The sequence below is a fragment of the Brevundimonas sp. UBA7506 genome (assembly GCF_002479495.1).
Lineage (GTDB): Bacteria > Pseudomonadota > Alphaproteobacteria > Caulobacterales > Caulobacteraceae > Brevundimonas.
This window is the reverse complement of the sequence record NZ_DLNQ01000001.1, coordinates 45,414-71,360: the sequence shown is the minus strand read 5'-3', so window position 1 is coordinate 71,360 and position 25,947 is coordinate 45,414. Positions and strand designations below refer to the sequence as shown.

Sequence of the window (25,947 nt, the reverse complement as noted above, 5' to 3'; positions counted from 1 at the left end):
GATGAAGCTTGACCTTATGCCTGAGCTTGGGCGGAATTGGGTTCCGGCAGGGGGGCGACTTTAGTCGGACCAGGGCGACAGGCGTTCGGCGGCGTCGCGACACAGGGCCTTGATCCAGCGCCGCGCCGCCTTCAGCCGCGCCGTGCCGTGGACTTCGCGGTGGGTGCTCAGCCAGAAGCGGCGCTCGATCAGCACCTGATCCGGCAGGACCCGCGTCAGCCCCTCGGCCAGGAAGCAGGGCAGGACCCCGATCCCGCCGCCCGCCGCGATCATGTCCCGCTGGGCCCGGATCGAGGAGGAGGCCAGGCGCGGGCGCAGGTTGGGGCGGATCTCGTCCAGATAATGCAGCTCCGGCGCGTAGATCAGATCGTCGACGTAGCCGACGATGTCGCAGTTCGGCAGGTCCTCCACCCGTTCGGGCGCGCCATGACGCTCCAGATGGCCGGGCGCGGCGTAGAGGGCCAGCTGATAGGGCGTCAGCGGCTCAACGATCAGCCGCGGGCTGGCGGCGGGGCTGAGGGTGATGGCCATGTCCACTTCGCGGCGGCTGGGCGACAGGAAGCCGGAACTGGCGGCCAGTTCGATGTTCAACCCCGGATGCGCCGCCAGCAGACCGGGCAGGGCAGGGGCCAGGACGGCGCCGCCGAAGCCCTCAGAGGCGCTGATCCGCACCGTGCCGGCGATCAGGTCGGGGCGGGTGACCCGCTCGGCGGCCTCCATGGCGCTTTCGGCGTCCAGCGCCGTTTCCAGCAGTTGCGCCCCCGCCGCCGTCAGCAGCAGGCCGGACGCCGAGCGCACCACCAGGGTCGACTTCAACGCCGTCTCCAGCCGCGCCACGCGCCGCCCGACCGTGGCTGCGTCTATGCCCAGCCGCTGTGCCGCCGTGGCCAGTGAGCCCGCCCGCGCGGCGGCGATGAAGATGCGAACGTCGTCCCAGTCGAACATTGCAGGAATGCACAGCATAGGATGCACGATTGCAATGGGTGGTTTGGCGTTGGTCTGCTAGGCCATGCTGGAACGAACCACGACATCACAGGGAAACGCCTCCATGCGCGACATTCGCCACTTCATCGACGGTGCGGCCTTCGACGGCGCATCGGGCCGCTTCGGCGACGTGTTCAACCCCAACACCGGCGAGGTTCAGGCCCGCGTCCAGCTGGCCACCGTCGCCGAGATGGACCGCGCGGTCCAATCGGCCCAAGCCGCGTTTGAGGGCTGGGCCAGCACCAACCCGCAACGCCGCGCCCGCGTCATGTTCGAGTTCAAGCGCCTGGTCGAGGCCAATATGAACGAGCTGGCCGAGCTGCTGTCCTCGGAACACGGCAAGGTCATCGCCGACTCCAAGGGTGACATCCAGCGCGGTCTTGAGGTCATCGAGTTCGCCTGCGGCATCCCTCACGCGTTGAAGGGCGAATACACGCAAGGCGCCGGCCCCGGCATCGACGTCTATTCCATGCGTCAGCCGCTGGGCGTGGTGGCGGGCATCACCCCGTTCAACTTCCCCGGCATGATCCCGATGTGGATGTTCGGCATGGCGATCGCCGCCGGCAACACCTTCATCCTGAAGCCGTCGGAGCGTGACCCGTCACTGCCGGTCCGTCTGGGCGAACTGATGATGGAGGCGGGCGCGCCCAAGGGCGTGCTGAACGTCGTCCACGGCGACAAGGTGGCGGTCGACGCCATCCTGACCCATCCCGACATCCACGCCGTCAGCTTTGTCGGTTCGTCCGACATCGCTCACTACGTCTATCAGATGGGCGCCCAGCACGGGAAACGCGTCCAGGCCATGGGCGGCGCCAAGAACCACGGCATCGTCCTGCCTGACGCCGACATGGATCAGGTCATCAAGGATCTGACCGGCGCGGCCTATGGTTCGGCCGGCGAACGCTGCATGGCCCTGCCGGTCGTGGTGCCGGTCGGCCAGCGCACCGCCGACGAACTGCGCGAGCGTCTGGTCTCGGAAATCCCCAACCTGCGCGTCGGCGTCTCGACCGACGCCGAGGCCCACTACGGCCCGGTCGTCACCCAGACCCACAAGGACAAGGTCCTGGGCTGGATCAACAAGGGCGTCGAGGAAGGCGCTGAACTGGTCGTCGACGGCCGCGACTTCAGCCTGCAGGGCCACGAGAAGGGCTTCTTCATCGGCCCGTCGCTGTTCGACCACGTCAAGCCTGAGATGGAATCTTACAAGGAAGAGATCTTCGGCCCAGTGCTGCAGATCATGCGCGCCGCCAGCTTCGAGGAGGCGCTGAGCCTGCCGAGCAAGCACCAGTACGGCAACGGCGTCGCCATCTTCACCCAGAACGGCCGCGCGGCCCGCGACTTCGCCGCCCGCGTCAACGTCGGCATGGTCGGCATCAACGTGCCGATCCCGGTGCCGGTGGCCTATCATTCGTTCGGCGGCTGGAAGCGTTCGGCCTTCGGCGACATCAATCAGCACGGCATGGAAGGTCTGCGCTTCTGGACCAAGACCAAGACCGTCACGGCCCGCTGGCCCGATAGCGCGCTGGAACACGCCGACAGCTCCTTCGTCATCCCGACGATGGGGTAAATCCAAGACCCTCTCCCGATGGGAGAGGGCTTGAGCCTCCAAGAGCGAAGCGATTGGTTAGGCGACCCGAAGGGCGGCGCGTAGCAGCCAAAGGGTGAGGGTTCGACCTTTCAGTCGGCATCAGCCGTTGCACGACGGCTTGCGCGATGCCGGCCCACGACCCTCATCCGGCCTTCGGGCCACCTTCTCCTATCGGGAGAAGGATCAAGCTCAGCTCAATGTATAGGGAATGACTCCTCGCTCATGGTCCGGCACGCGCAGCGTCCGGTCGATGGGCGGGAAGGCCCGCTGGGCGCAGTCGGTGCGCTCGCAGATGCGGCAGCTGACGCCCATGCGCGTCGGCGGACCGTTCAGGTCGAGGCCCGCCGCATAGACCAGCTGATCCGCATGCTCGATCTCGCAGCCGAGGCCGAGCGCATAGCGGCGGTCGGGCTCCAGATAGGACCCGCCCGGCTTGGACACGCTCTTGGCGATGCAGATGTAGCGCGAGCCGTCCGGCATCTCCGACAGATTGACCAGGATGCGGTCCGGCGCGCCGAAGGCCTCGTGCACGTTCCACAGGGGGCAGGCGCCGCCGAAGCGGGCGAACTGGAACCGGGTGGCGCTGTGCCGCTTGGTGATGTTCCCGGCCATGTCCACTCGCGCGAAGTAAAACGGCACGCCGCGCCAGCCGGGGCGTTGCAGGGTCGAGAGCCGGTGGCAGACCTGCTCGAAGCTGACATGGAAGCGGTTCCTTAGGCGGTCCACGTCGTGACGCAGTTCGCGCGCCGCCTCGAGGAAGCGGCGGTAGGGCAGCAGCAGCGCCCCTGCCGCATAGTTGGCCAGACCGACGCGGCACACGTCGCGCGCGGCGGGAATGTCGAAGGCGGCGCGGTCCAGTTCGTGCTCGATCAGATCGTGGAAGCGCAAAAGCACCAGTTGGTGCGCCATCAGGAAGGACCGGGTCGCGCCGGGCAGGCTGGCGTCGACATAGAGGATGCGCGCCGCCGGATCGAAGCGCCGCATGGCACCGCGCCCTTCGCCGGTGGCCAGCCGGACGCCGCACAGGTCGTTCAGCGCGGCCTCCAGATCGCGCTCGGGATGACCGCCGGCGCCGAGGCCCAGCTGCTCGGCCAGCGCCTCCGCCGCCTGATCCAGAACGTCGATGTAGTTGTCGCGATAGTGGAAGAAGTCGCGCACCGCCTCATAGGGCAGGGCAGGCGCCGCTTGCGCCCGCTCGTCCCGGCCCAGGGTCTCGTTCAGGGTCTTCAGCCGCTCGTCCAGCCGACGATAGTCCTGATGCAGGGCCAGGAACTGACGCGCCAGTCGCGGCGTCGTGGTCACGGCCTGCTTCAGTTCGACCGGCGACGGCGCCTCGGCGTGACCGGCGACGTCGGTGACGGCCTCGCGCAGGTCGGCGATCAGGCGGGCGTCGCCGTCCAGATCGAACAGGCTGGCGTCCACGTCAAAGGCCCGCGTCAGGGCGATCAGAACCCGCGCCGTCGCCGGGCGTTGATTGGTCTCGATCTGCGACAGATAGCTGGGCGACAGGGCCAGTCGACCGGCGCAGGCTTCCAGCGTCCAGCCGCGCGCCTCGCGCAGCTTGCGCACCTTGGCCCCGAGATAGAGTTTTTCCGCCATCGCAACTTTGCAAAACAGCCCATCGACCTTGGCAGGCTTACGCACTTACGCCCCTTTTGCAAAGTTGCGATTGCCTTTTTGCAACGAAGCGGCTTGGTGATCACGAAAGATTTCAGGGAGTCGCCCAAACCATGAGCCAGGCCATCCTCGAGGAACTCGAGCGCCGTCGCGCCGCCGCCAAAATGGGCGGTGGTCAAAAGCGCATCGAGAGCCAGCACGCCAAGGGCAAGCTGACCGCGCGCGAACGGATCGAAGTCCTGCTGGACGAAGGCAGCTTCGAAGAGACCGACATGTTCGTGGAGCATCGCAGCCACGACTTCGGCATGGACCAGCAGCGCATCCCCGGCGACGGCGTCGTCACCGGACGCGGCACCATCGGCGGCCGTCTGGTCTATGTCTTCTCCAAGGACTTCACCGTCTTCGGCGGCTCGCTGTCGGGCGCCCATGCGGCCAAGATCGTCAAGATCCAGAAGATGGCCCTGACGGCCGGCGCGCCGATCATCGGCCTGTTCGATGCGGGCGGCGCCCGTATTCAGGAAGGCGTGGAATCGCTCGCTGGTTACGCCGACATCTTCCTGCAGAACACCCTGGCCTCGGGCGTCATCCCGCAGATCTCGGTCATCATGGGTCCGTGCGCGGGCGGCGACGTCTATTCGCCCGCCATCACCGACTTCATCTTCATGGTGAAGGACACGTCCTACATGTACGTGACCGGCCCGGACGTGGTGAAAACCGTCACCAACGAGGTGGTCAGCCACGAGGACCTGGGCGGCGCCCGCGTCCACGCCGGCAAGTCGGGCGTCGCCGACGGCGCCTTCGAGAATGATCTGGAGGCTCTGTCCGAGGTCCGCCGCCTGATCGGCTTCCTGCCCCTGTCGAACCGCGAAAAGCCGCCGATCCGCGACAGCTATGACGAGGCGGATCGCGATGAAGCCTCGCTGGACACCCTGGTCCCGACCAATCCGAACCAGCCCTATGACATGAAGGAGCTGATCCTGAAGACGGTCGACGAGGCCGACTTCTTCGAGATCGGCGCCGATTTCGCCAAGAACATCATCTGCGGCTTCGGCCGTCTGGACGGCCAGAGCGTCGGCATCGTCGCCAACCAGCCTCAGGTTCTGGCGGGCGTGCTGGACATCGACAGCAGCCGCAAGGCCGCGCGCTTCGTCCGATTCTGCGACGCCTTCCACATCCCCCTGGTGACGCTGGTGGACGTGCCGGGCTTCATGCCGGGCACCAAGCAGGAGTACGGCGCCCTGATCAAGCACGGCGCCAAGCTGCTGTTCGCCTATGCCGAGGCCACCGTGCCCAAGCTGACGGTCATCACGCGCAAGGCCTATGGCGGCGCCTATGACGTCATGAGCTCCAAGCACCTGCGCGGCGACGTCAACTACGCCTGGCCCACCGCCGAGATCGCGGTCATGGGCGCCAAGGGCGCGGTCGAGATCATCTTCCGCAAGGAGGCCGTCGATCCCGAGGCCCTGGCCGCGCGCGAGGCCGAGTACAAGGAACGCTTCGCCAACCCCTTCGTGGCGGCCGGTCTGGGCTATATCGACGACGTCATCATGCCCCACGGCACCCGCCGCCGCCTGATCAAGGCCCTGAAGACGCTGAAGAACAAGACCCAGGAAAATCCCTGGAAGAAGCACGACAACATTCCCCTGTAAGGCCCAGAAATGTTCAAGAAAATTCTGATCGCCAACCGGGGCGAGATCGCGGTTCGCATCATCAAGACCTGCCGCAAGATGGGCATCAAGACGGTGCTCGTTTACTCGGACGCCGACGCCGGGTCGCTGGCCTGCGAGATGGCCGACGAGACCATCCACATCGGGCCGTCGCCCGCCGCCCAGTCCTATCTGATCCAGGACAAGATCGTGGACGCGGTGCGTCAGTCGGGCGCCGAGGCGGTTCACCCCGGCTTTGGCTTCCTGTCGGAAAACCCGGTCTTCGCGCGTCGTCTGGAGGCCGAGGGCATCACCTTCATCGGCCCGAACCCGCACGCCATCGAGGCCATGGGCGACAAGATCACGTCCAAGAAGTTCGCGGCTGAAGCGGGCGTCTCGACCGTGCCGGGCCACATGGGTCTGATCGAGTCGACCGAAGAGGCGGTGAAGATCGCCAACGAGATCGGCTATCCGGTCATGATCAAGGCCAGCGCCGGCGGCGGCGGCAAGGGCATCCGCGTCGCTCATTCCGACGCCGACATGGCCGAGGGCTTTGCGGCGGTGAAGGCCGAGGCCCTGACCGCCTTTGGCGACGACCGGGTCTTCCTCGAGAAGTTCATCGTCAATCCGCGCCACATCGAGATTCAGGTGCTGGGCGACAAGCACGGCAACATCGTCTCGCTGTTCGACCGCGAATGCTCGATCCAGCGCCGCAACCAGAAGGTCATCGAAGAGGCGCCGTCGCCCCTGCTGGACGACGCGACGCGCAAGGCCATGGGCGATCAGGCCGTGGCCCTGGCCCGCGCCGTGAACTATGACTCGGCCGGGACGGTCGAGTTTGTGGCCGGTCAGGACCGCAGCTTCTACTTCCTGGAAATGAACACCCGTCTGCAGGTCGAGCATCCGGTGACGGAGCTGATCACCGGCGTCGATCTGGTCGAACAGATGATCCGCTCGGCGGCGGGCGAGACCATGGGCTTCAAGCAGGAAGACCTGTCGATCAACGGCTGGGCCATCGAAAGCCGCATCTACGCCGAGGACCCCTATCGCGGCTTCCTGCCGTCGATCGGCCGTCTGGTGCGCTATGAGCAGCCGGAAGAGGGCGATCAGGGCGACTACACCGTCCGCAACGATTCCGGCGTCCGCGAGGGCGACGAGATCAGCATGTTCTACGACCCCATGATCGCCAAGCTGTGCGCCTGGGGCGAGACGCGCGACGCTGCTGTCGAGGGCATGGCCCGCGCTCTGGAGGACACTCACCTGTCGGGTCTGGGCCACAACGTGCCCTTCCTGTCGGCGGTGATGGATCAGGAGCGCTTCAAGTCGGGCCAGCTGTCGACCAGCTACATCAAGGACGAGTTCCCCGACGGCTTCCGCGGTCTGGAGCCCAGCGAGGCGCAGAAGGACATCTTCGTCACCGTGGCCGCGGCGATGAACGAGGTCCTGGCCGAGCAGGCGGGCGATCCTTCGGAACGCACCGATTGGACCGTCCTGATCGACCGCGAGGCCCATGAGGTGTCGCTGTCCTATGACGAGGCCGAGGATCTGGTCATCTCGCTGGATGATCGCGACCTGACCCTGTCGGAAATCGACTGGCGCCCGGGCATGGCCCAGTTCCGGGCCGTTCTGGATGAGGAGCCCTTCACCGCCGAGGTCAAGCGCGCGCCGGACGGCTTCGACATCCGCCATCGCGCCGCCAGGGCCCGGGTTCGCGTCCTGACGCCGCGCGCCGCCGACATGTATCAGCGCCTGCCGGAAAAGGTCGCCGCCGACACCTCCAAGCTGGTGCTGTCGCCCATGCCGGGTCTGGTGGTCGACATCCCCGTAAGCGTGGGCCAGGAGGTCAAGTCGGGCGAGACCGTCGCCATCATCGAAGCCATGAAGATGCAGAACATCCTCAAGGCCGAGCGTGACGGCGTGGTGAAGGCGGTCGGCGCCAAGGCCGGTGATCCGGTCGCCGCCGACGACGTGCTGGTGGAGTTTGCGTGATGCGGCAGGCGTTTAGCTTTCGCGGAGCGCTAACGGGGCGCGGAGCCCTGAGCGCGCTCGCTATCCTGGTCGTGGGTCAGATGTTGATCGTGGGCATGCTGGTCTGGGCCTTCTCGACGCCGAGCGGCACGACGCTGTCTACGCTTTTGGCCGCTTTGATCGGCATGACGTGGATGGCGCTGGCCGTTTGGATACTGGCCGCCACTGTGACGAAACTGGTGCGACGGCTTAGTGGAGGGGCGAAGGCATGACCTTTCCCACGCCGAGCCCGCTGGAATGGCGGGAACAGGCCGAGAAGGCGCTGAAGGGGCGGGCGATCGAAAGCCTGCTTCACCTCGACGCCGACGGCCTGATCATCCGGCCGCTCTATGCCGAGGCGACCGGGGTGCAGGCGCTTCGCGCGCCGCGCACTACGGACGCCGAGGGGCGGGCGTGGGACCTGCGCACCCTGGTCGAGGGCGACGAGGCGGCGGCGATCAACGCCGCCGTCCTGACCGACCTTGAAAACGGCGCCGCCTCGGTGGTGCTGAAGGGCGCGTTCACGACGGACGAGGCCGCGCTGGCCGCCGCCCTGGACGGCGTGGCGCTGGAACTGGCGCCGGTGGCGCTGGATGCGGGCTTTGACGGCGTGAAAGCCGCCGAGGCTCTGGCGGCGGTAGCCAAGGGTTCGCCTCGGGCGCAGCTGCAATTCCACCTCGACCCGATCTCGGCCTATGCCGAGGCGGGGGAAGGCGAGATTGACGCCGCCGTGACCGAGGCGGCTGAGGCCGCTGTGCGTCTGGCCGGGACCTATCCTGACGCCAAACTCTTCCTCGCCTCGGGCCGCGTGGTCCATGAGGCGGGTGGTTCGGCGGGGCAGGAACTGGCCTTCGCCGCCGGCAGCGCCGTCGCCTACGTCAAGGCTGCCGTGCTGGCCGGACTGAGCGTCGAACAGGCGCTGAAGGGCGTGGTGCTGGGCGTCTCGGTCGACGCCGAATATTTCGACGCCCTGGCCAAGGTGCGGGCCATGCGCCTGATCTGGGCCAGCGTCAGCAAGGCCTTTGGCCATGAGACCCCCGCTGTCATCGAGGCCCGCTCGTCGCGGCGGATGCTGTCGGCGCGCGATCCCTGGCCCAATCTGCTGCGCCTGACCGCCGCCGGTTTCGCCGGGGCCGTGGGCGGCGCCGACGTGGTGGTGCTGGACGCCTTCACCCGCGCCGAGGGCCGTCCCGACGCCTTCGCCCGCCGTCAGGCCCGCAACACCCAGCTGGTGCTGATGGAAGAGGCCAATCTGGGCCGGGTCGATGATCCTGCCGCCGGCTCCTGGTTCCTGGACAGCCGCACCCGCGATCTGGCCGAGGCCGGCTGGAAGGAGTTCCAGTCCATCGAAGCCGAAGGCGGCGTGGTCGACGCCCTGAAGCACCACCTGATCCAGCCCCGCGTCGAACGTGCGCGCGGTCAGCTGGAAGCGGCGCTGAAGGACGGCGCCCGCCACATGGTCGGCGTCACCAAATACGTCGATCCCGATCCGCGCCCGGCCCCGGTCGAGGCCGTTGATCCCGCCTTCGTCCCGGTGCGCCACGGCGCCCTGACCCCGGTGCGCTTCGCCGCGCCCTTTGAAGTCGCGTCCGAGGAGGCCGCCCAATGAGCTTCCCCGACTTCTCCAAGGTGGACCTCGACCTGACCGCGACGGGTGAAGGCCCGAGCCGCGATCCCTGGCTGACGCCCGAGGGCCTGACGGTAGAAACCGCCTATGGCCCCGAGGCGCTGGAAGGCCTCGACGCCATCCACGGCCTGCCGGGTTTCGCCCCCTATATGCGCGGTCCCTATCCGACCATGTACGCGGGCAATCCGTGGACGATCCGCCAGTATGCGGGCTTCTCGACCGCCGAGGAGTCCAACGCCTTCTATCGTCGCAACCTGGCGGCGGGTCAGAAGGGGCTGTCGATCGCCTTCGATCTGGCCACCCACCGGGGCTATGACAGCGACCATCCACGGGTGAAGGGCGACGTCGGCATGGCCGGCGTGGCCATCGACAGCATTCTGGACATGCGGACCCTGTTCGACGGCATTCCGCTGGATCAGATGTCGGTGTCCATGACCATGAACGGCGCGGTCCTGCCGATCCTGGCCCTCTATGTCGTGGCGGCCGAAGAGCAGGGCGTGCCGCACGCGGCCCTGACCGGAACCATTCAGAACGACATTCTGAAGGAGTTCATGGTCCGCAACACCTACATCTATCCGCCCGAACCCTCGATGCGGATCATCTCGGACATCTTCGCCTGGACCGCGCAGGAGACGCCGAAGTTCAACTCCATCTCCATCTCCGGCTATCACATGCAGGAGGCGGGGGCCTCGGCCGAGATCGAGCTGGCCTATACGCTGTCGGACGGGTTGGAATACATCAAGGCGGGCGTGGACGCCGGGATGGACGTGGACCGGTTCGCGCCGCGTCTGTCCTTCTTCTGGGCCATCGGCATGAACTACTTCATGGAGGTGGCCAAGATGCGGGCCGGCCGCCTGTTGTGGGCGGAAAAGGTCGCCGAGAAGTTCTCGCCCAAGGATCAGCGGTCGCTGTCGCTGCGCACCCACTGCCAGACCTCGGGCTGGTCGCTTGCCGCGCAGGACGTGTTCAACAACGTCTCGCGCACCATGGTCGAGGCCATGGCGGCGGCGGGCGGTCAGACCCAGAGCCTGCACACTAATGCTCTGGACGAAGCCCTGGCCCTGCCGACCGACTTCTCGGCCCGGATCGCGCGCAACACGCAGATCCTGCTGCAGATGGAGACGGGCCTGACCCGCACCATCGACCCCTGGGGCGGCAGCTTCTACGTCGAGCGTCTGACCCAGGATCTGGCTGAGCGCGCCCGCGCCCTGATGGACGAGGTCGAGGCGGCGGGCGGCATGGCCAAGGCCATCGAGGCCGGCATTCCCAAGCTGCGCATCGAAGAGGCTGCGGCCAAGACCCAGGCCCGCATCGACACCGGCCAGCAGACCGTGGTCGGCGTGAACCGCTATCTGAACGACACGCCCGACGACATTCCGATGCTGAAGGTCGACAACGCCGCCGTGCTGGCCGCCCAGATCGACAAGCTGAAGAAGCTGCGCGCCGAACGCGATCAGGCCGCGACCGACGCCGCTCTGGAAGCCCTGACGGCGGGCGCACGCGGAAACGCCAACCTGCTGGAGCTGGCGGTTCAGGCCGCTCGCGCCAAGGCGACGGTGGGCGAGATTTCCGACGCGCTGGAGGCCGCATTTGGTCGCCACGTGGCCACGGTGAAGACCGTCTCGGGCGTCTATGGCAAGGAGGCGGGCAATGATCCCAAGGTGGCCCGCGCCCGCGACATGGTCGCGACCTTCGTGGAAAACGACGGCGGCCCGCCGCGCATCCTGATCGCCAAGCTGGGTCAGGACGGCCACGACCGGGGCCAGAAGGTCGTCGCCACCGGCTATGGCGACATCGGCTTCGACGTCACCGCCGGGTCGCTGTTCCAGACGCCCGCCGAGGCCGCCAGGGACGCGGTCGAGAAGAATGTCCACGCGGTCGGCGCCTCGTCGCTGGCGGCGGGGCACCTGACCCTCGTGCCTGAACTGCGCGCCGAACTGGCCAAGCTGGGGCGCGAGGACATCATGATCGTGGTCGGCGGCGTCATCCCGCCGTCGGACGTGCAGCCTCTGCTCGATATGGGGGCCGCCGCCGTCTATCCGCCCGGCTCGGTCATCGCCGACACGGCGGCGGACCTGATTGAAAAACTGAACCTGCGTCTGGGCTATGCCCAGCCCGCGCCTAAGGATGTGAAGTGATGATTGGCGCCCTGAACCACGTCGGCGTCGCCACGCCCTCGATCGCGGACTCGATCAAGCTGTATCGCGACATCCTGGGCGCGACCAGGATCGGCGAGCCGTTCGACCTGCCGTCGCAGGGGGTGAAGGTCTGCTTTATCGACACGCCGACGGCTCAGATCGAGCTCATCGAACCGTTCGACGAGATCAGCCCCATCACGGGCTTCCTCGCCAAGAATCCCAAGGGCGGTCAGCACCACGTCTGCTTCGAGGTGGCCGACATCCACGACGCGATCACCCAGATGCGCGCCAAGGGCGTGACCATCCTGGGCACCGGCGAACCGCGCATCGGCGCCCACGGCACGCCGGTCGTCTTCCTGCATCCCAAGGAGATGGGCGGCGTCCTGATCGAACTGATGGAAACGCCGAAAGAGGCGCACTGAAGTCAAAAGGCCCGGTCGATGACCGGGCCTTTTTCTTGTCAGAACAGGATCTTGCGGAAGCTGACCCGGAAGGTCCGGCCCAGCGGGTCCAGATAGTCGGGCTGATAGGACAGGGGCGTCTCGCCCAGGCCGTTCCGCACGTCCAGCTTCTGGTCGAAGATGTTGTCGATGCCGACGCTGACCCGCGCGCCCTTCAGCCACGGATACTTCGCCACCAGGGTCTGACGCGACGACAGGTCGGCGAACAGGTTCAGGTTCACCGTCGTCAGGTCCGAGAAGGTCAGGTCGCTGGCCTCGCTGCCGCCGTTGATCCGGGTGGATTCCTTCCAGTTGGCGTTCAGGAAGCCGCCCATGCCGCTCTTGAACAGGCCCATCTGGAGCTGGACCTCGTTGCGCGCCTGACCCCCGCGCGAGCCCGTGGCGGCGCCGTCCAGCAGGTCCAGCACCGGCAGGCCGTCACGGATCGTGATCTCATCCTGGATGCGATAGGTGTGGTACAGCGAGACGTTGAAGCGCCCTTGGCCGGGCTGCATCGCAGGGCCGCGATTGCCGCGACCGCCCTGCATCCGCATGCCGCCGCCGGGCGGAGGACCGCCCACGCCGCCGCCCGGAGGCGGGCCGCCTTCCATGCGCATCACGACCGGAGCGCCGCCCGGGCGTGCGCCGCCCGCGCCGCCGGGGCCGCGTTGACCCATTCGCGCCGCCGCCGCCGGGTCGGGCTTGCCGAACGGCGTCGAGAAGTTCAGGCCCCAGCGGATTTCCTGCTGCTCGGCCTTCTGGAAGTTCAGCGGACGGGCGTCGATCGACAGCAGGGTGCCGTCCAGATCCCGCGTGAAGCGTTCGGGCAGGGCGGCTTCCAGTTCCGGAGTGATGGTCGGGAAGGCGGCGATGGAGCCCTCGACCTCGGTGCGGCTGTAGTTGGCCGTCAGGCGCAGGTCCTTGTCCTTCAGCGGGGTGAAGTTGAAGCCCAGCTTCAGGATGCGCTTGGTTTCCTCGGACAGGCCGGCGTTGCCGCCCTCGATGCGGGTGATGTTGACCGACTGGCCGGTGGCGAAGTCATAGACCGGCACGTTTGGGGTCGAGATGGTCGGATCGTTCAACTGCGACATCGACGGGGCGTTCTGCTCGTCGCTCCAACTGACGTTGAAGTTGAGCGGGCTCCACGGGGTCCAGTTCAGGCCCAGGGTATAGGCGCTCAGGCCGCCGAAGTCGGACAGGTCCTGATAGGCCAGGTTCAGGTTGGCTGACAGGTCGCCCAGCACGCCCAGGACCTCGCGGTCGCGGCTGGCGATCGGCAGGTTGAAGTTGCCGGACGCGCTAGTCCGGTCGCGCGACAGGGAACGTTCCGAGAAGACGCCCGAGCGCACGCTCTCGGAATCCAGCGTCTGGGTGTTGAAGCCGACCTTGAAGGTCGAGGTCAGCGAGCCCGCCGGGGCCTCCCAGGCGGTGCCGTTGATGACGCCTTCGAGATTGCCGCTGCTGGACACGGACCGTGCGGTGTCGAAAGGCAGGCGCGGCAGCAGGTCCGCGTCGCCGAACGGGTCGATCGCCCCCGTCGTCACCCCGGCCTGCAGGGTTTGCTGATCCAGGCCGCGCCCGGTGCGGGTCTTGGTCTCTGTGCGGTCATAGCCGCCGGTCAGCGTCCAGCGCCAGTCGCCCAGATAGCCGTCCACTAGGGCTCCGACCTTGCCCGCCAGGGTGTCGGTGGTGCGCGACAGGGCGTCGGGCGCGTTCAGATAAAGCTGTTCCGAGATGCTGGACGGCGGCAGGGCCAGCTGGACGCTGGGCAACCCTTGGTAGGACAGCCGCGAGGTGTCCTCCAGGCTTGCGCTCAGCGTCAGGGCGGTGGTGTCGTCCAGGTCGCGCACCACCGAACCGGCGACCGAGGCCTGTTCCTGTTTGGCCAGCAGGGTGCGGTAGGCGGTGGGATCGCCGTTCTCGCGCTGGATGTCGCGCTCGGTCTCGTAAAGGGGGGTGTCGTTCTCGTATTCCAGGTCCAGCGTCGTGCGCTGCTTGCCGGCGATGCGCAGGATGTTGCCTTCCAGATCGCTGACCGTGCGGCCGCCCTCTTCGGGGCGGCGGACGCTGGCCTGCATGGTCAGCGAGCGGAAGTTGGCCTTGAGAACGAAGTTCACCACCCGCTGGTCGGCGCTGTAGCCGTAGGAAAGGGCGGTTTCCTCGGGAAGGATCTCGGTGCGCTCGATGGCCTCGGGTGGGATGCCGCGGATTTCCTGGAAGCCCGAGATGCGTCGACCGTTGACCAGAAAGACCGGCGAGCCGCCTCGCGAGCTGCGCGTCACCGGCTCCAGAAGCGTCATCAGCTCCTGGATGCTGCTGGCGCCATAGGCTTTCAGCTGTTCCTCATCCAGCACCAGTTCGGGTTCGTAGTCGCCGAGGGCCGCGCCCCGGCGCTTGGTCGAAACGGCCTGGATCTCGCCCAGGTCATAGGCTTCCTGCTCGTTGATGGCCGGGACCGCAGGCGTCTGGGTCTGTGGCGCCGCCGTAGGGGTCGCCGTCTCCGCATTGGGGTCGAGCGAGGCGAGGGCGAGAAGCAGAACGACGGGCGACATAAGGAGTCCTGGCTAGACCGAAGGCTTGGGCGTCGACCTGCTTGAAGACCGATGTGCGCCGAATAAGGGCGACATGGGTTCAATCAGATTAACAGCCTGTAATGACGCGGAAATGTCACAGCAGGCTCGACAGCAGTCTAACGAACGAAGGGGCGGCGTCCGTCGCACGCCGCCCCTTCTTTTTTCGGCTCTGATGAAATCAGAAGCGGGCGCGGACCCCCACCACCAGGTTACGGCCCCGTTGCGGCGCGGTCTCGGCCAGGAAGGAGGCGTGGTTCAGCGCCAACTCGTCCAGCAGGTTGGTGCCGCGCAGGAAGACCTGCGACTTCACCCCGGCCAGTTCCACGTCATAGGCCACGGTGGCGTTGACCATGTTGTAGCCCGGCGTCTCGCTTTCGAAGGCGGCGATGTCGTTCTGCTTGAAGGTGCGGCTGTACTCCACGTCCCCCGACCACGGCCCGGCGAAGGCCTCGGCGCGGACGCCGAGGCGGGCGGCGGGAATGCGGGGCAGGTTGCCGCCGTCGCCCTTCAACTCGCCGCGCACATAGTCGCCGAAGACCGTGGCCGACAGCCAGGGCGTCAGCTGCTGGCGCACCTCGCCCTCGATCCCGGTGAAGGTGGCGTCGGCCTGGCTGTACTGGATCAGGCGGAAGTCCTCGAACTGGTCCAGCGTCCGGGCGAAGATGTAGTCGTCGTAGACGTAGTGATAGGCGCTGACCGAGGCGGTGGTGGACCCCGCCGTCTTGCGCAGGGTCAGCTCCAGCGCATTGGCGGTTTCGACGTCCAGACCGCTGTCGCCGATCTCATAGGTGTTGGTCGCCAGGTGGACGCCGTCGGCGTACATTTCCTGCGCCGAGGGCGCGCGCTGCGAGCGCGACAGAGAGACGGCGCCGGTCCAGCCGGGCATGAAGTGCCAGACCGCCGAGCCTGAGATCGAGAAGGGCTTGTGCTCGGTATCGGCCAGACCCAAGGCTGAGGCCTCTTGCCACTCCTGACGCAGGGCGCCTTCCAGATGCCAGTCGCCCAGTTCGTACTCCTCCATCACGAACAGGCCGGTGTTCTTGGTCGTGCTGGGGGCCAGGAAGCTCTCTTCACCGACGGCGGCGAAGTCGCTCTTGCTCAGTTGCAAGCCGACCACGCCCTTGAAGCCGGCGATCTCGCGATGCTGGGCCTCGATGCGGCCGTCATAGCCCTCGTTGGTGAAGGTGGTCGAGACGACGCCTTCCTCCAGCTCCTGATGCTGATAGTCGGTATAGCCGGCGCGCAGGCGCAGGTTCTCGAAGCCGGGCAGGGGATCGCGCAGTTCACCGCGCAGATCGACGCGGCGGCTCTTCAGGCGGACCTCGGGCACGCCGTGGTCGTGATCGTGCTCCTCGCCCTCTTCGTGATCGTGGCCGTCATGGTCGTGGTCGTCATGGCCGCCGCAATGCAGGTGGTCGCCGTGCGGGTGGCAACCCTCGTATTCGTGGGTGTGGCCCGCCAGACCGTAGCGGCTGGTCTGTTCGGTATAGGCCGCGCCCAGATAGCCGCGCGACCCGATGTATGAGGCGCCGAGCGTCGCGGTCGAGGTCTCATTGTAGGAGCCGTCCAGACGCGCTTCGTCCCAATCAGGCACCTTGTAGTCGTCGGCCTTGCGGGCCGCCGCCTCGATGCGGACGGCGAAGTTGCCGGCGCCCACCGTGGCGCCGACCACGCCCGCTTCCTCGTTGTCGACCGAGCCGCGGCGGTATTCGACCACGGCCTCGCCGCCGTTGGCCGGGACGCGGGTGGGGATCTTCTTGTCCAGCAGATTGACCGCGCCGCCGATGGCGCCGCCGCCATAGAGTAGGGCCGAGGGGCCGCGCAGGATCTCGATGCCTTCCAGCAGCAGGGGCTCGCCGGAAATGGCGTGGTCGGGCGAGACTTCGGAGGCGTCCATCAGGCCCGCGCCTTCGCTCAGCACCTTGACGCGCGGGGCGGCCTGACCGCGCACCACTGGGCGGCTGGCGCCGCCGCCGAAAGTGTCGGAATTGACGCCGGGAATGCCGCTGAGGGTGTCGCCCAGCGTAGATTGGCGGCGGTGCACCAGTTCATCGCCGCTCAGCAGGGCCACGTGCGAGCCCACGTCGTCGCCGGCGCGGCCCAGGGGCAGGGCGCGCACAACCACGTCGGCGATCTCGGTCGGCTCGTCCTGATGGGCGGTCTGGACGACCTCATCAGCCGCGAAGGCGGACGTCGAGAGGGCGGCCGCCCCGGCGGCGGTCAGCAGGAAGGTTTGAAGTCGCAAGGCACGCATCCCCGTTACAATGTCGCGAACTTGATATGTTATAGTATATCACCACGCAACCGCTCCGCTCGATTTCTTTTCAAGCGGAGCCTTTGGCAGGGTGTAGCGTTGGGACCGGACTGACTCGGAGAGACGCCTATGACCCGTTCCGCCGTTGCGCTGCTGTCCTGTCTCGGCCTGACCGTGGCCGCCTGTTCGCAGGAGGCACCGCCCGCGCCGACGTCGCCGGTCGAAGCGCCTACGGCCCAGACCGCCGCCGCCGTCGGCTACGCCTGCGAAAGCGGCAAGGTCGTCACTGCGACCTACCCCGACACCGAGACGGCGCGGGTGTCCTACGACGGGCGCGACTACGTCCTGACCAGCGCGGTCTCGGCCAGCGGTGCGCGTTACGCCGGGCAGGGACTGGAATGGTGGACCGCCAGCCGCAACGGGCACGAGAGCGGAACCCTCAGCCGACTGGCGGCGAACGATCAGACGGGCGGGACGATCATCGAACGTTGCAGCCGCCCGGTCCCGGTTCTGGCCCCATCGCCCGAGGCGCCCTGCGTCGAAACCAACCTGCGGCTGTCGGTCGAGGGCGGCGATGCGGGCATGGGCAATCGCGTCACCACCCTGGCCTTGCAGAATGCGGGGACGCAGACCTGCAGCCTGACCGGCTATCCCACCGTGACGCTGGCCGATGCGAATGGCGGCGCTCTGACGACCGTCAAGGCGGTGCAGGAGCCCGGCAACTACTTTGCGAAAGGAACTGTGCCGACGCCGGTCTCGCTGGACCCCCAAGCCAAGGCCTATTTCGATCTGGCGTGGAACGTCGTCCCGCATGAAGCCGAGGGCGAAAAGACCTGTCCCGAGGCCAAGACCCTGCGCCTGACGATGCCTGGCGACACGGCTGTGGTGAGCTTGCCGCTGGCCCTGACCCCGTGCGGGCGGCAGGTTCGTGTCGGCCCGTTGCGCCCAGTGGCCGACGCCTCGGCCAGACCTGCCCCTGCGAGCTGAAATCGGGGGTTCAAACCTGCCGGGATTCAGCGTAGCGGAGAAATCATGACCCAGAGCACCAATACGGCCTTCTACGACCGCATCTCCGCCGAACTGACCGACATCGACGCTCAGGGCCTGACCAAGCCCGAGCGGGTCATCGCCTCGCGTCAGGGGCCGGTGATCGCGGTCAACGGCCGCGAGGTCCTGAACTTCTGCGCCAACAACTACCTCGGCCTGGCCGGCGACGAGCGCGTCACCCAGGCGGGCATCAGGGCGATGCAGAAGTGGGGCGCGGGCACGGCCTCGGTCCGCTTCATCTGCGGCACGCTGGAGATCCACAAGGAGCTGGAACGCGCCATCGCCGACTACCTCGGCTTTGAAGACACCATCCTGTTCGCCGCCGCCTTCGACGCCAACGGCGGCATCTTCGAGCCTCTGTTCGGGGCCGAGGACGCCATCGTCTCGGACAGCCTGAACCACGCCTCGATCATCGACGGCGTGCGCCTGTGCAAGGCCAAGCGCTATCGCTTCGCCACCTCGGACATGGCCGATCTGGAGGCGCAGCTGAAGCAGGCTCGGGCCGACGGCGCACGCGAGATCATCATCGCCACCGACGGCGCCTTCTCGATGGACGGCTATATCGCCAAGCTGAAGGACATCCGCGCCCTGGCCGACCAGTACGGCGCCCTGATCATGGTCGATGACTGCCACGCCACCGGCTTCCTGGGCGAGAAGGGGCGCGGCTCCTATGCCTGGAACGAGGTCGAGGTGGACTTTGTCACCGGCACCTTCGGCAAGGCCCTGGGCGGCGCCATGGGCGGCTTCATCTGCGCCAGGGCCAATGTCGTGGCCCTGCTGAAGCAGCGGGCGCGGCCCTACCTCTTCTCCAACGCCCTGGCGCCCGCCGTCTGCGGTTCGTCGCTGGAAGCCATCCGCATCGCGGCCGGCGAAGAGGGCGACGCCCTGCGCGCCCAGCTGTTCGCCAACGCCGCGCGCTTCCGTTCGGCCATGACAGCGGCGGGCTTCACCCTGCAGCCGGGCGAGCACCCCATCATCCCCGTCATGCTGGGCGACGCCAAACTGGCCCAGGACATGGCGGCGCGGATGCTGGAACTGGGCGTCTATGTGATCGGCTTCAGCTTCCCGGTGGTGCCGCGCGGTCAGGCCCGCATCCGCACCCAGATGTCGGCGGCGCATACGTTCGAGCAGATCGACGCGGCCGTCGCCGCCTTCACCCAGGCAGGCAAGGAGCTGGGGGTCATCTGACCCCCGGCAAACCTACGACTTCAGGCTGTCGTCGGCCATGATGACCGAGCGCCCGGCGGGGTTGAGCGCGGCCCACAGCACGACCGCAGCGACCAGCGGCGCCACCGACATGCCGATGTAGCGGCCGATGATGGCGATCTGGGCCAGGATGGGATGCAGGGCTGGTTGATCCAGGGCCTGCCGCGCGTCCGCGCTGGGCGGGGCCAGGGCGGGGTTCAGCTGCGCCGCCAGATCGCCCCAGATCAGGCTGGTCAGCGACAGGATGAACAGCAGCGTCAGCACCACCACGGTCACGACCGCCGCCTTGAGCGGGTTCGGCGTGCGCGGCGGCGCGGTCAGAAAGGCCAGGGCCAGGGGGAAGCCCAGCAACAGCCGACGCAGCGAGGTATGGGGCACTTCGTAGGACACGGGGACGCCGCCGCTGGTCAGCTGCGTGCCGACGCTCCAGCCTCCGTCCGCCAGCACCGCGATCTCACCCGACAGGCCGAAGAGGCGGAACACCATACCCGCCAGCGGGCGCAGGGCCGTCGCGAACAGGTCCGCGCCCCACAGCCACCAGAGCGGCAGCACCAGCACGAACAGGCCCAGCGACCACAGGCCGAAGCGACGACGCGCGGCTTCTTCCGGCGTCCGGGCGCCGAGGGTTTCGAACCAGGCGGCCATCAGGCGGCGTCCTGAACGACGGTCTTGGGCGCATTGCCGGGCTGGCGACTCTGCCAGCGGGTCCAGAAGAAGAAGACCAACAGGCCCTCCAGCCCGATCATGGCGTCCCAGACATAGTGGTGGAAGAACTCGAACATCGATTCAGAGCCGCGCGACAGATACAGCAGGCTGATGATCCGCAGCAGGTTGACCAACTGCAGCGCGATCACGCCGACAGCTGCCCCGATCAGGCCGTCGCGCAGCCGACCCGGGAAGGCCAGGATGGCCGCGATCAGCAGGGCGCAGACCTCGACGGCGTTGCAACCCGCCAGCACCTGAACCGCGCCGTGCCCGTCGGCAAAGCGCAGGATGTCGCCCTGGGCCTGAACGCGGGGATCGAACGGCGCCAGCACAAAGGCGCAGATGTCGACCAGCAGCTGGGTGAAGGGCTGGACGAACAGTCGCTCGGCCCAGGGCGTGGCCAAAACGCTGAACAGCGTCACGGCCAGCAGGGCGAACAGGCCCAGATACTGGACGGCTGGGGATTTGAAAAAGCGCGGCATGGTCGGGCGTCGTCGCCTCTTCAGCGGGAGATGGAAGTTGGAAAACGGGGGCGAACCGCGGCGGCCCGCCCCTGCCGTCGTCTGATCCGATCAGACCGTGCGGCGACGCTTCTGAATGGTCAAGGCGGCGAAACCGCCCAGGGCGATCGTCAACAGGATCATGGCCCATTCCGTCAGGGTCGGAACGGGAGCGGGAGCACCGACGGTGACGCTGGGCATAGGGACCGCGTCGTCAATGGCTGTGCCATTGGGTTCGGCGGTCCGGAACATCGTGAAGGATTTGACGCCTGCCGTGGAAGGGGTGGCGTAGAGAGACGAGGCTAGATGAATTTCCACTGACGAACCGCCAGGGACAAGCGCATTGGTCCAGATCAGGAGCGTGCCGCCCGTAAACAGACTGCAGGTGGGAGCGCTGCCTGCCGTTTGCACGATGTTGTTAACCTTGAGCGTCACGCCCGTGCAGTCGCTAATTTGGTCGGCGGTGATTTTGGTGAAGCCTGCAGGCAACATGGCTCGCAACATGAATTCGCCGGAAGGAACGTCGGCTACTGTCGTGTAGGTGGCGGTGATCGTCGTGGGCTGCGACAAGCCGGTGTTCGACAGCGTCACGGACGGGTTGACCAGGGTTCCTGCCAGCGCGCTGGAAGCGGCCAGGGACAGAGCCGCAACGGTGGCGGCGGCGATAATCTTCTTCATGAGTTTTCGCTTGTATTCGGTCCGAAGCCGCTTCGAGACCATCTCGCTGCGGATCTCGTGATCCGGAGCGCCCGCTAACTGATTCGCATTTATATAGCCAAGCTTGTTTGAGGCTGATTGTCTCATTTTGTTACGGTCTGGGGCGGGGTGAACAGAGGTCGACGGTCGAAGGGCGCATGATCCGCTTGCGGTTCGGGCCAAGGGGGCCTAGCGGCTGCATCTAAGCAACGGGAGCACCCACCATGACCGACACCATGAAGGCCCTGGCCAAGACGAAACCGGCCGAGGGGCTGGAACTGATCGACGCCCCCATCCCCGTCGCGGGCGACGAGGACGTGCTGATCAAGGTGCACCGCACCGCCGTCTGCGGCACCGACATCCATATCTGGAACTGGGACGAATGGTCCCAGAAGAACGTGCCTGTACCGATGATCACGGGACACGAGTTCGCCGGCGAGATCGTCGCCATCGGCAAGGACGTGGATCGCCGCCTCAAGGTCGGCCAGCGCGTCTCGGCCGAGGGCCATGTCATCGACCTGAACTCCGAAGCGGCCCGCGCCGGTCACTTCCATCTGGACCCCGACACGCGCGGCATCGGCGTGAACCGTCAGGGCGCCTTCGCCGAATATGTGGTGGCCCCGGCCTTCAACGTCATCGAGCTGCCGGACGACGTTCCTTATGAGATTGGCTCGATCCTGGACCCCTTCGGCAACGCCGTGCACACGGCGCAGCAGTTCGACCTGCTGGGCGAGGACGTGCTGGTCACCGGCGCCGGCCCGATCGGCATGATGGCCGCCGCCGTGGCGCGCCATGCGGGCGCTCGCACCGTTGTCCTTACCGATATCAATGACTTCCGACTGGAACTTGCGCAAAAGGTTGCGCCGGGCGTGCGCACGGTGAACACCACCAAGGAAGACCTGCGCGACGTCATGCACGAGCTGGGCCTGAAGGTCGGCTTCGACGTGGCGCTGGAGATGTCGGGCTCGCCCATCGCCTTCAAGCAATGCGTCGACACCCTGATCATGGGCGGCGGCATGGCCCTGCTGGGCATTCCGTCCAAGCCGATGGAGACCGACTGGGGCACGATCATCCTGAAGGCCCTGACCATCAAGGGCGTCTATGGCCGCGAGATGTTCACCACCTGGCGCAAGATGCTGGGTCTGCTGAAGGCCGGGCTGGACCTGTCGCCGCTGATCACCCACCAGATGCCCTATCAGGACTTCCAGCAGGGCTTCGAGGCCATGAAGTCCGGTCAGTCGGGCAAGGTGGTTCTGAACTGGGCTGATTGATCGGTCGCTGACCCGCGAAGCCGAGGCCCCCTGACCGCAAGGCAGGGGGCTTTTTCGTATCAGGCCGCGGCGGAGCGCGGGCCGGTGGCGCGGAAGACGATGATCACGAACAGGATCATCGACAGCAGGGTCAGGGTCGGGCCCACCATCAGACCCAGGTTGGCCGCCGCCTGCACGTCCGCCCCGCCCAGCAGCTTGGCTGCAAGCGCCGGCATGAAGATCACCAGCCCGACCAGCGAAACCCAGAAGTGCGTCTGGGGCAGCCAGCCCAGCGCCGCCCCGGGCTGAACCCGATAGAAGAGGCCGTAAAGCGCCATCGACACCCAGCCCAGCAGGTTGATGTGGGCGTGGACCGGCGAGGCGGCGAACTGTTCGGTCGCCCCCATCCAGTAGCCCAACCCCATGCCGATCAGGGCGAACAGGACCGCCAGCCTCAGGAAGCGGTTTGAAAGGCGATAGTCCATCAGCGTATCCTCACAAGGGGCGGCCAGGCAGGCGGATTGGGCTGGAGAACGCCGATCTTCAAAATGAAAGAACCGTCATTTCATGGCGGCGACAGCAACCGGATCAGGGCCGGCTCGAACCCTTTCGCTTCTGCGCCAGGCAGGGCGTCGGCCAGGCTCCCGTCCTCGAACGTCGCCATCACGCGCGGATGGACATAGGCGGCGCGGCAGACCGTCGGCGTATTGCCCAGCAGGCCGGACACCGCCTTGACGCACAGGGTGATCTTGCGCCGCGCATCTGTGGACGAGGTCGGCGGCTCCATGCCGCGCAGGGCGCGCGCGGCGGACATGGTCCCGGCCCAGGTGCGGAAGTCCTTGGCCGAGAACTGCTCGCCCATGGCCTCGCGGATATAGGCGTTGACGTCGTCCGAGGTGACCGGGCGCAGGTCGCCCGCCGTGTCCCGGTATTTGAACAGATGCTGGCCGGGCAGGCCCTCCAGGGTGCGCATCGCCCGCGCCAGCCGCTGATCGCGAACGCTTATCTTGTGGTCCTTGCCGCTCTTGCCGCGAAACTCGAAGGTCAGGGCCGCGCCGTCCACATCCAGATGTCGCTTGTGCAGCGTGGTCAGGCCGAAGCTGCGGTTCTGGCGGGCGTATTCGGCGTTGCCGACGCGGATCAGGGTGATTTCCAGCAGGCGCACGGCGGTGGCCAGCACCTTGTCGCGGCACGGCCCGCGTCGAGACAGATCATGCTCCACCCTCTGGCGCAGCTTCGGCAGTCTGCGGGCGAAGTCGGACAGGCGGTCGAACTTGTGGCTGGCGGTGTGGCGGGTCCAGTCGGGGTGATAGCGGTACTGCTTGCGCCCTCGCGCGTCGCGCCCCGTCGCCTGGACATGGCCGTTGGCGCGCGGGCAGATCCAGACGTCCGTCCAGGCGGGCGGGACGGCCAGGGCGCGGATGCGGTCCAGCGTCTTGCGGTCTCCAATGGGGCGGTCGTCCCGGTCGCGATAGGAAAAGCCCTGGCCCGACCGGCGACGGGTGATGCCGGGGCTGTCGTCGCTGCACCAGCTCAGCCCCTCCGGGACGTCGTGGACGATTGGAAAAGCAGAGGGGCCGTCGGGCATGGGTCGGGTCCTGGTCGCCGGAGGCCAACGGGCCGCATCGCGCGCGGGTTCCTCTTGACCCAGCGCCCGGACCGAGGGACGGAGCGGACATGAACTATCGTCACAGCTTTCACGCCGGAAACTTCGCCGACCTGGTCAAGCACGCCCTGGTGCTGTGGCTGCTGAAGGAGCGGCAGGAGAGGGGGGCGGTTACGGTTCTCGACACCCATGCGGGCGCGGGCCTCTATGACCTGTCGGGCGACGGTGCGCGGTCGAAGGAGGCCGAGGCGGGCGTGGCGCGGCTGATGACCGCCGAGGAGCGGCCGCCGCTGATCGAGGCCCTGGCGGCCGAGGTCGCGGCGCTGAATCCGGACGGCGGGGCGCGCTTCTATCCGGGCTCGCCGCTGCTGATCGCTCGGGCGCTGCGTGAAGGCGACCGCTATCTGGGCTTTGAGTTCCATCCGCCGGTTCATGAAATGCTGGCCGAGGCCTTGGCCGATTGGCCCGCAGCCGAGGGTCGTCAGGGCGACGGATATGTCGAGGCGTTGAAGGCGGCCAGGGCGACCAAGGGGCCGTTGGTCCTGATCGATCCGCCGTTCGAGCGGCCCGACGACTACGTACGCTCAGCCGAGACGGCTGCGGCCATCCTGCGCCACGACCGCACGGCGACGGTGGCGGTCTGGACCCCCTTGAAGGACATGGAGACCTTCGACGGCTTCATCCGCCGTCTGGAGGAGGCCAGGGTCGGTCGGGTGCTGGTGGCCGAGGCGCGCCTGCGCCCGCTGAACAATCCGATGAAGATGAACGGCTGCACCATGACGGTGATCAATCCGCCCTCGGGCGCCGAGGCGGCCGCCGCCGAAATCTGCGGCTGGGTCGCGGCGACCTTGGGCGAGGCGGGCGCTCGGGCCGAGGTCTGGCGGGCCGGCTAAGCCTCGACCACCTCGCCGGGCTCATACAGGTGCGGCTCGAAGGTGGCGATGGCCAGGATCGGCTCCATGGCGGCCACGACCTGAGGATGACGGGTCATGACCTTCCAGTCCGTGGCGCTGGCCCAGACGGCGTGATTGGCGACGACACGTCCGTTCAGGCCGCGATGCAGGGTGCCCGAGACAAAGCCGGGCAGGGTGCGCTGCACCTGGGCCAGGGCTGTCAGATGCTCGATCAATTCCTCCTGACGGCGCGCGTCGCACTTGAAGATGTTGATCAGGACGACGGGAGATTCGACGGACGCGTCGGCGGTCATGAAGGGCAGCCTCGTTGCAATCGCCCGACTTCTACCCCAATCCAGAGACAGACGCTTCCTTCTCCCCGCTGGAAAACGCCGAAATGACCCGCATCGCCATTCTGGAAACCGGCCACCCGCCCGAGCATCTGCGGGACGCCTTCGACGACTATCCGGCGCGCTTCCGCTATCTGTTGGGCGAGAACGTGCCGACGACGCGCTTCGACGTGCAGTCGGGGCAACTGCCGGAAGACCCGTCCGTCTATACGGGCGTCATCGTCACCGGCTCGGCGGCTGGGGTCTATGACGACCTGCCGTGGATCTCGCCGCTGGTGGACTGGCTGAGGGCGGCGCGGGGCCAGACCCGCCTGCTGGGGATCTGCTTCGGCCATCAGGTCATCGCCCATGCCTTCGGCGGCAAGGTCGAGAAGTCGGACAAGGGCTGGGGCGTCGGCCTGCACCGCTACGACGTGGTCGGTCAGGAGCCCTGGATGCACCCGCGCGCGCCCTCCATCGCCATTCCGGTGTCGCATCAGGATCAGGTGGTGGCGGTCGCGCCCGACGCGCGCGTCATCGCCTCCAGCGCCTTCACCCCCTATGCCGGTCTGGCATGGGGCGAGGACGCGGTCAGCTTCCAGTGCCACCCGGAGTTCCAGCCGGCCTACGCCGCCGCCCTGATCGAGGGACGACGCGGCCATCGCATCCCGCACGATCTGGCGGACGAAGCCCTGCTGAGCCTCGAAGGGGCGAACGACCGGGCAGTGCTGACGGCCTGGATCCGCGCCTATCTGCTGCTGACTCCGCCGCCGGTCGAGGCTGACGGCAGCGGCATCTGACGCGGGCGCGTTCGTCGAACGCTAAACCTTGCTCAACTTCT

General features: G+C 67.2%; 22 protein-coding genes. 12 read left to right on the top strand and 10 right to left on the bottom strand.

The window, feature by feature from the left end; genetic code table 11:
* Nucleotides 1-60 precede the first annotated feature (60 nt).
* Entirely contained in the window at nucleotides 61-945 is an 885-nt protein-coding gene (locus tag B3K53_RS00340; RefSeq protein ID WP_292081870.1) for a LysR family transcriptional regulator, read from the bottom strand.
* A gap of 103 nt (nucleotides 946-1,048) precedes the next feature.
* Here B3K53_RS00340 and B3K53_RS00335 point away from each other — a divergent pair, with 103 nt between their 5' ends.
* A complete protein-coding gene (locus B3K53_RS00335; RefSeq protein WP_292081868.1) occupies nucleotides 1,049-2,551 on the top strand; it encodes a CoA-acylating methylmalonate-semialdehyde dehydrogenase in 1,503 nt (500 codons plus the stop codon).
* Nucleotides 2,552-2,761: 210 nt separating this feature from the next.
* On the opposite strand, the gene B3K53_RS00330 is transcribed toward B3K53_RS00335, so the two are convergent.
* The gene (locus tag B3K53_RS00330; protein ID WP_292081866.1) at nucleotides 2,762-4,171 is read right to left on the bottom strand and encodes a short-chain fatty acyl-CoA regulator family protein; all 1,410 of its coding nucleotides are present in this window, start codon (nucleotides 4,169-4,171) and stop codon (nucleotides 2,762-2,764) included.
* A 131-nt stretch (nucleotides 4,172-4,302) separates the two neighbouring features.
* Here B3K53_RS00330 and B3K53_RS00325 point away from each other — a divergent pair, with 131 nt between their 5' ends.
* The 6 genes from B3K53_RS00325 to mce all read left to right on the top strand — a co-directional run bounded on the left by B3K53_RS00325 (nucleotide 4,303) and on the right by mce (nucleotide 12,029).
* Nucleotides 4,303-5,838: an acyl-CoA carboxylase subunit beta gene (locus tag B3K53_RS00325; RefSeq protein ID WP_292081865.1), complete on the top strand. Its 1,536-nt coding sequence runs from the start codon at nucleotides 4,303-4,305 to the stop codon at nucleotides 5,836-5,838.
* Between the two features lie 9 nt (nucleotides 5,839-5,847).
* On the top strand, nucleotides 5,848-7,824 hold the full coding sequence (locus B3K53_RS00320; RefSeq protein ID WP_292081864.1) for an acetyl-CoA carboxylase biotin carboxylase subunit: 1,977 nt from the start codon (nucleotides 5,848-5,850) through the stop codon (nucleotides 7,822-7,824).
* A 95-nt stretch (nucleotides 7,825-7,919) separates the two neighbouring features.
* Complete coding sequence (locus B3K53_RS00315; RefSeq protein WP_292081863.1) at nucleotides 7,920-8,075, top strand: hypothetical protein; 156 nt, start codon at nucleotides 7,920-7,922, stop codon at nucleotides 8,073-8,075.
* Entirely contained in the window at nucleotides 8,072-9,451 is a 1,380-nt protein-coding gene (locus tag B3K53_RS00310; protein ID WP_292081862.1) for a methylmalonyl-CoA mutase family protein, read from the top strand. Before B3K53_RS00315 ends, B3K53_RS00310 begins: the two co-directional genes overlap by 4 nt.
* Nucleotides 9,448-11,607 (top strand): methylmalonyl-CoA mutase, encoded by a 2,160-nt coding sequence (gene scpA / locus B3K53_RS00305; RefSeq protein ID WP_292081860.1) that lies wholly within the window; start codon nucleotides 9,448-9,450, stop codon nucleotides 11,605-11,607. The genes B3K53_RS00310 and scpA overlap by 4 nt, the downstream gene beginning before the upstream one ends.
* The gene (gene mce / locus B3K53_RS00300) at nucleotides 11,607-12,029 is read left to right on the top strand and encodes a methylmalonyl-CoA epimerase (protein WP_292081858.1); all 423 of its coding nucleotides are present in this window, start codon (nucleotides 11,607-11,609) and stop codon (nucleotides 12,027-12,029) included. Before scpA ends, mce begins: the two co-directional genes overlap by 1 nt.
* Nucleotides 12,030-12,067: 38 nt before the next feature.
* Here the strand turns inward: mce and B3K53_RS00295 are convergent, their stop codons facing one another.
* Nucleotides 12,068-14,599 carry a TonB-dependent receptor gene (locus tag B3K53_RS00295; protein ID WP_292081856.1) on the bottom strand — a complete coding sequence of 844 codons (2,532 nt, stop codon included), beginning with the start codon at nucleotides 14,597-14,599 and terminating at the stop codon, nucleotides 12,068-12,070.
* Between the two features lie 199 nt (nucleotides 14,600-14,798).
* Nucleotides 14,799-16,874 carry a TonB-dependent receptor domain-containing protein gene (locus B3K53_RS00290; protein WP_292081854.1) on the bottom strand — a complete coding sequence of 692 codons (2,076 nt, stop codon included), beginning with the start codon at nucleotides 16,872-16,874 and terminating at the stop codon, nucleotides 14,799-14,801.
* A gap of 129 nt (nucleotides 16,875-17,003) precedes the next feature.
* On the opposite strand from B3K53_RS00290, the gene B3K53_RS00285 reads away from it, so the two are divergent.
* Both B3K53_RS00285 and B3K53_RS00280 read left to right on the top strand, forming a co-directional pair.
* Complete coding sequence (locus B3K53_RS00285; protein ID WP_292081852.1) at nucleotides 17,004-17,861, top strand: DUF4232 domain-containing protein; 858 nt, start codon at nucleotides 17,004-17,006, stop codon at nucleotides 17,859-17,861.
* A gap of 45 nt (nucleotides 17,862-17,906) precedes the next feature.
* A complete protein-coding gene (locus B3K53_RS00280; protein WP_292081849.1) occupies nucleotides 17,907-19,109 on the top strand; it encodes a glycine C-acetyltransferase in 1,203 nt (400 codons plus the stop codon).
* A 12-nt stretch (nucleotides 19,110-19,121) separates the two neighbouring features.
* Here B3K53_RS00280 and B3K53_RS00275 read toward each other — a convergent pair whose 3' ends face one another.
* From B3K53_RS00275 to B3K53_RS00265, 3 genes are all read right to left on the bottom strand, one after another.
* Nucleotides 19,122-19,772 (bottom strand): exosortase H-associated membrane protein, encoded by a 651-nt coding sequence (locus B3K53_RS00275; protein ID WP_292081847.1) that lies wholly within the window; start codon nucleotides 19,770-19,772, stop codon nucleotides 19,122-19,124.
* Complete coding sequence (gene xrtH, locus B3K53_RS00270) at nucleotides 19,772-20,314, bottom strand: exosortase H (protein ID WP_292081846.1); 543 nt, start codon at nucleotides 20,312-20,314, stop codon at nucleotides 19,772-19,774. The genes B3K53_RS00275 and xrtH overlap by 1 nt, the downstream gene beginning before the upstream one ends.
* Before the next feature lie 90 nt (nucleotides 20,315-20,404).
* Entirely contained in the window at nucleotides 20,405-21,136 is a 732-nt protein-coding gene (locus B3K53_RS00265; RefSeq protein ID WP_292081845.1) for an IPTL-CTERM sorting domain-containing protein, read from the bottom strand.
* A gap of 128 nt (nucleotides 21,137-21,264) precedes the next feature.
* Here B3K53_RS00265 and tdh point away from each other — a divergent pair, with 128 nt between their 5' ends.
* The gene (gene tdh / locus B3K53_RS00260; protein WP_349680912.1) at nucleotides 21,265-22,299 is read left to right on the top strand and encodes an L-threonine 3-dehydrogenase; all 1,035 of its coding nucleotides are present in this window, start codon (nucleotides 21,265-21,267) and stop codon (nucleotides 22,297-22,299) included.
* Between the two features lie 59 nt (nucleotides 22,300-22,358).
* Here the strand turns inward: tdh and B3K53_RS00255 are convergent, their stop codons facing one another.
* A complete protein-coding gene (locus B3K53_RS00255; RefSeq protein WP_292081843.1) occupies nucleotides 22,359-22,763 on the bottom strand; it encodes a hypothetical protein in 405 nt (134 codons plus the stop codon).
* 80 nt (nucleotides 22,764-22,843) lie between these two features.
* Nucleotides 22,844-23,866 (bottom strand): DNA topoisomerase IB, encoded by a 1,023-nt coding sequence (locus B3K53_RS00250; protein ID WP_292081842.1) that lies wholly within the window; start codon nucleotides 23,864-23,866, stop codon nucleotides 22,844-22,846.
* An 89-nt stretch (nucleotides 23,867-23,955) separates the two neighbouring features.
* Here B3K53_RS00250 and rlmJ point away from each other — a divergent pair, with 89 nt between their 5' ends.
* Nucleotides 23,956-24,777 carry a 23S rRNA (adenine(2030)-N(6))-methyltransferase RlmJ gene (gene rlmJ / locus B3K53_RS00245; protein WP_292081841.1) on the top strand — a complete coding sequence of 274 codons (822 nt, stop codon included), beginning with the start codon at nucleotides 23,956-23,958 and terminating at the stop codon, nucleotides 24,775-24,777.
* Here the strand turns inward: rlmJ and B3K53_RS00240 are convergent.
* Nucleotides 24,774-25,091, bottom strand: a complete 318-nt coding sequence (locus B3K53_RS00240) for an antibiotic biosynthesis monooxygenase family protein (protein WP_292081840.1) — start codon at nucleotides 25,089-25,091, stop codon at nucleotides 24,774-24,776. The genes rlmJ and B3K53_RS00240 overlap by 4 nt on opposite strands.
* A gap of 83 nt (nucleotides 25,092-25,174) precedes the next feature.
* Here B3K53_RS00240 and B3K53_RS00235 point away from each other — a divergent pair, with 83 nt between their 5' ends.
* The gene (locus tag B3K53_RS00235) at nucleotides 25,175-25,906 is read left to right on the top strand and encodes a type 1 glutamine amidotransferase (RefSeq protein ID WP_292081839.1); all 732 of its coding nucleotides are present in this window, start codon (nucleotides 25,175-25,177) and stop codon (nucleotides 25,904-25,906) included.
* The last annotated feature ends 41 nt before the right edge of the window (nucleotides 25,907-25,947 follow it).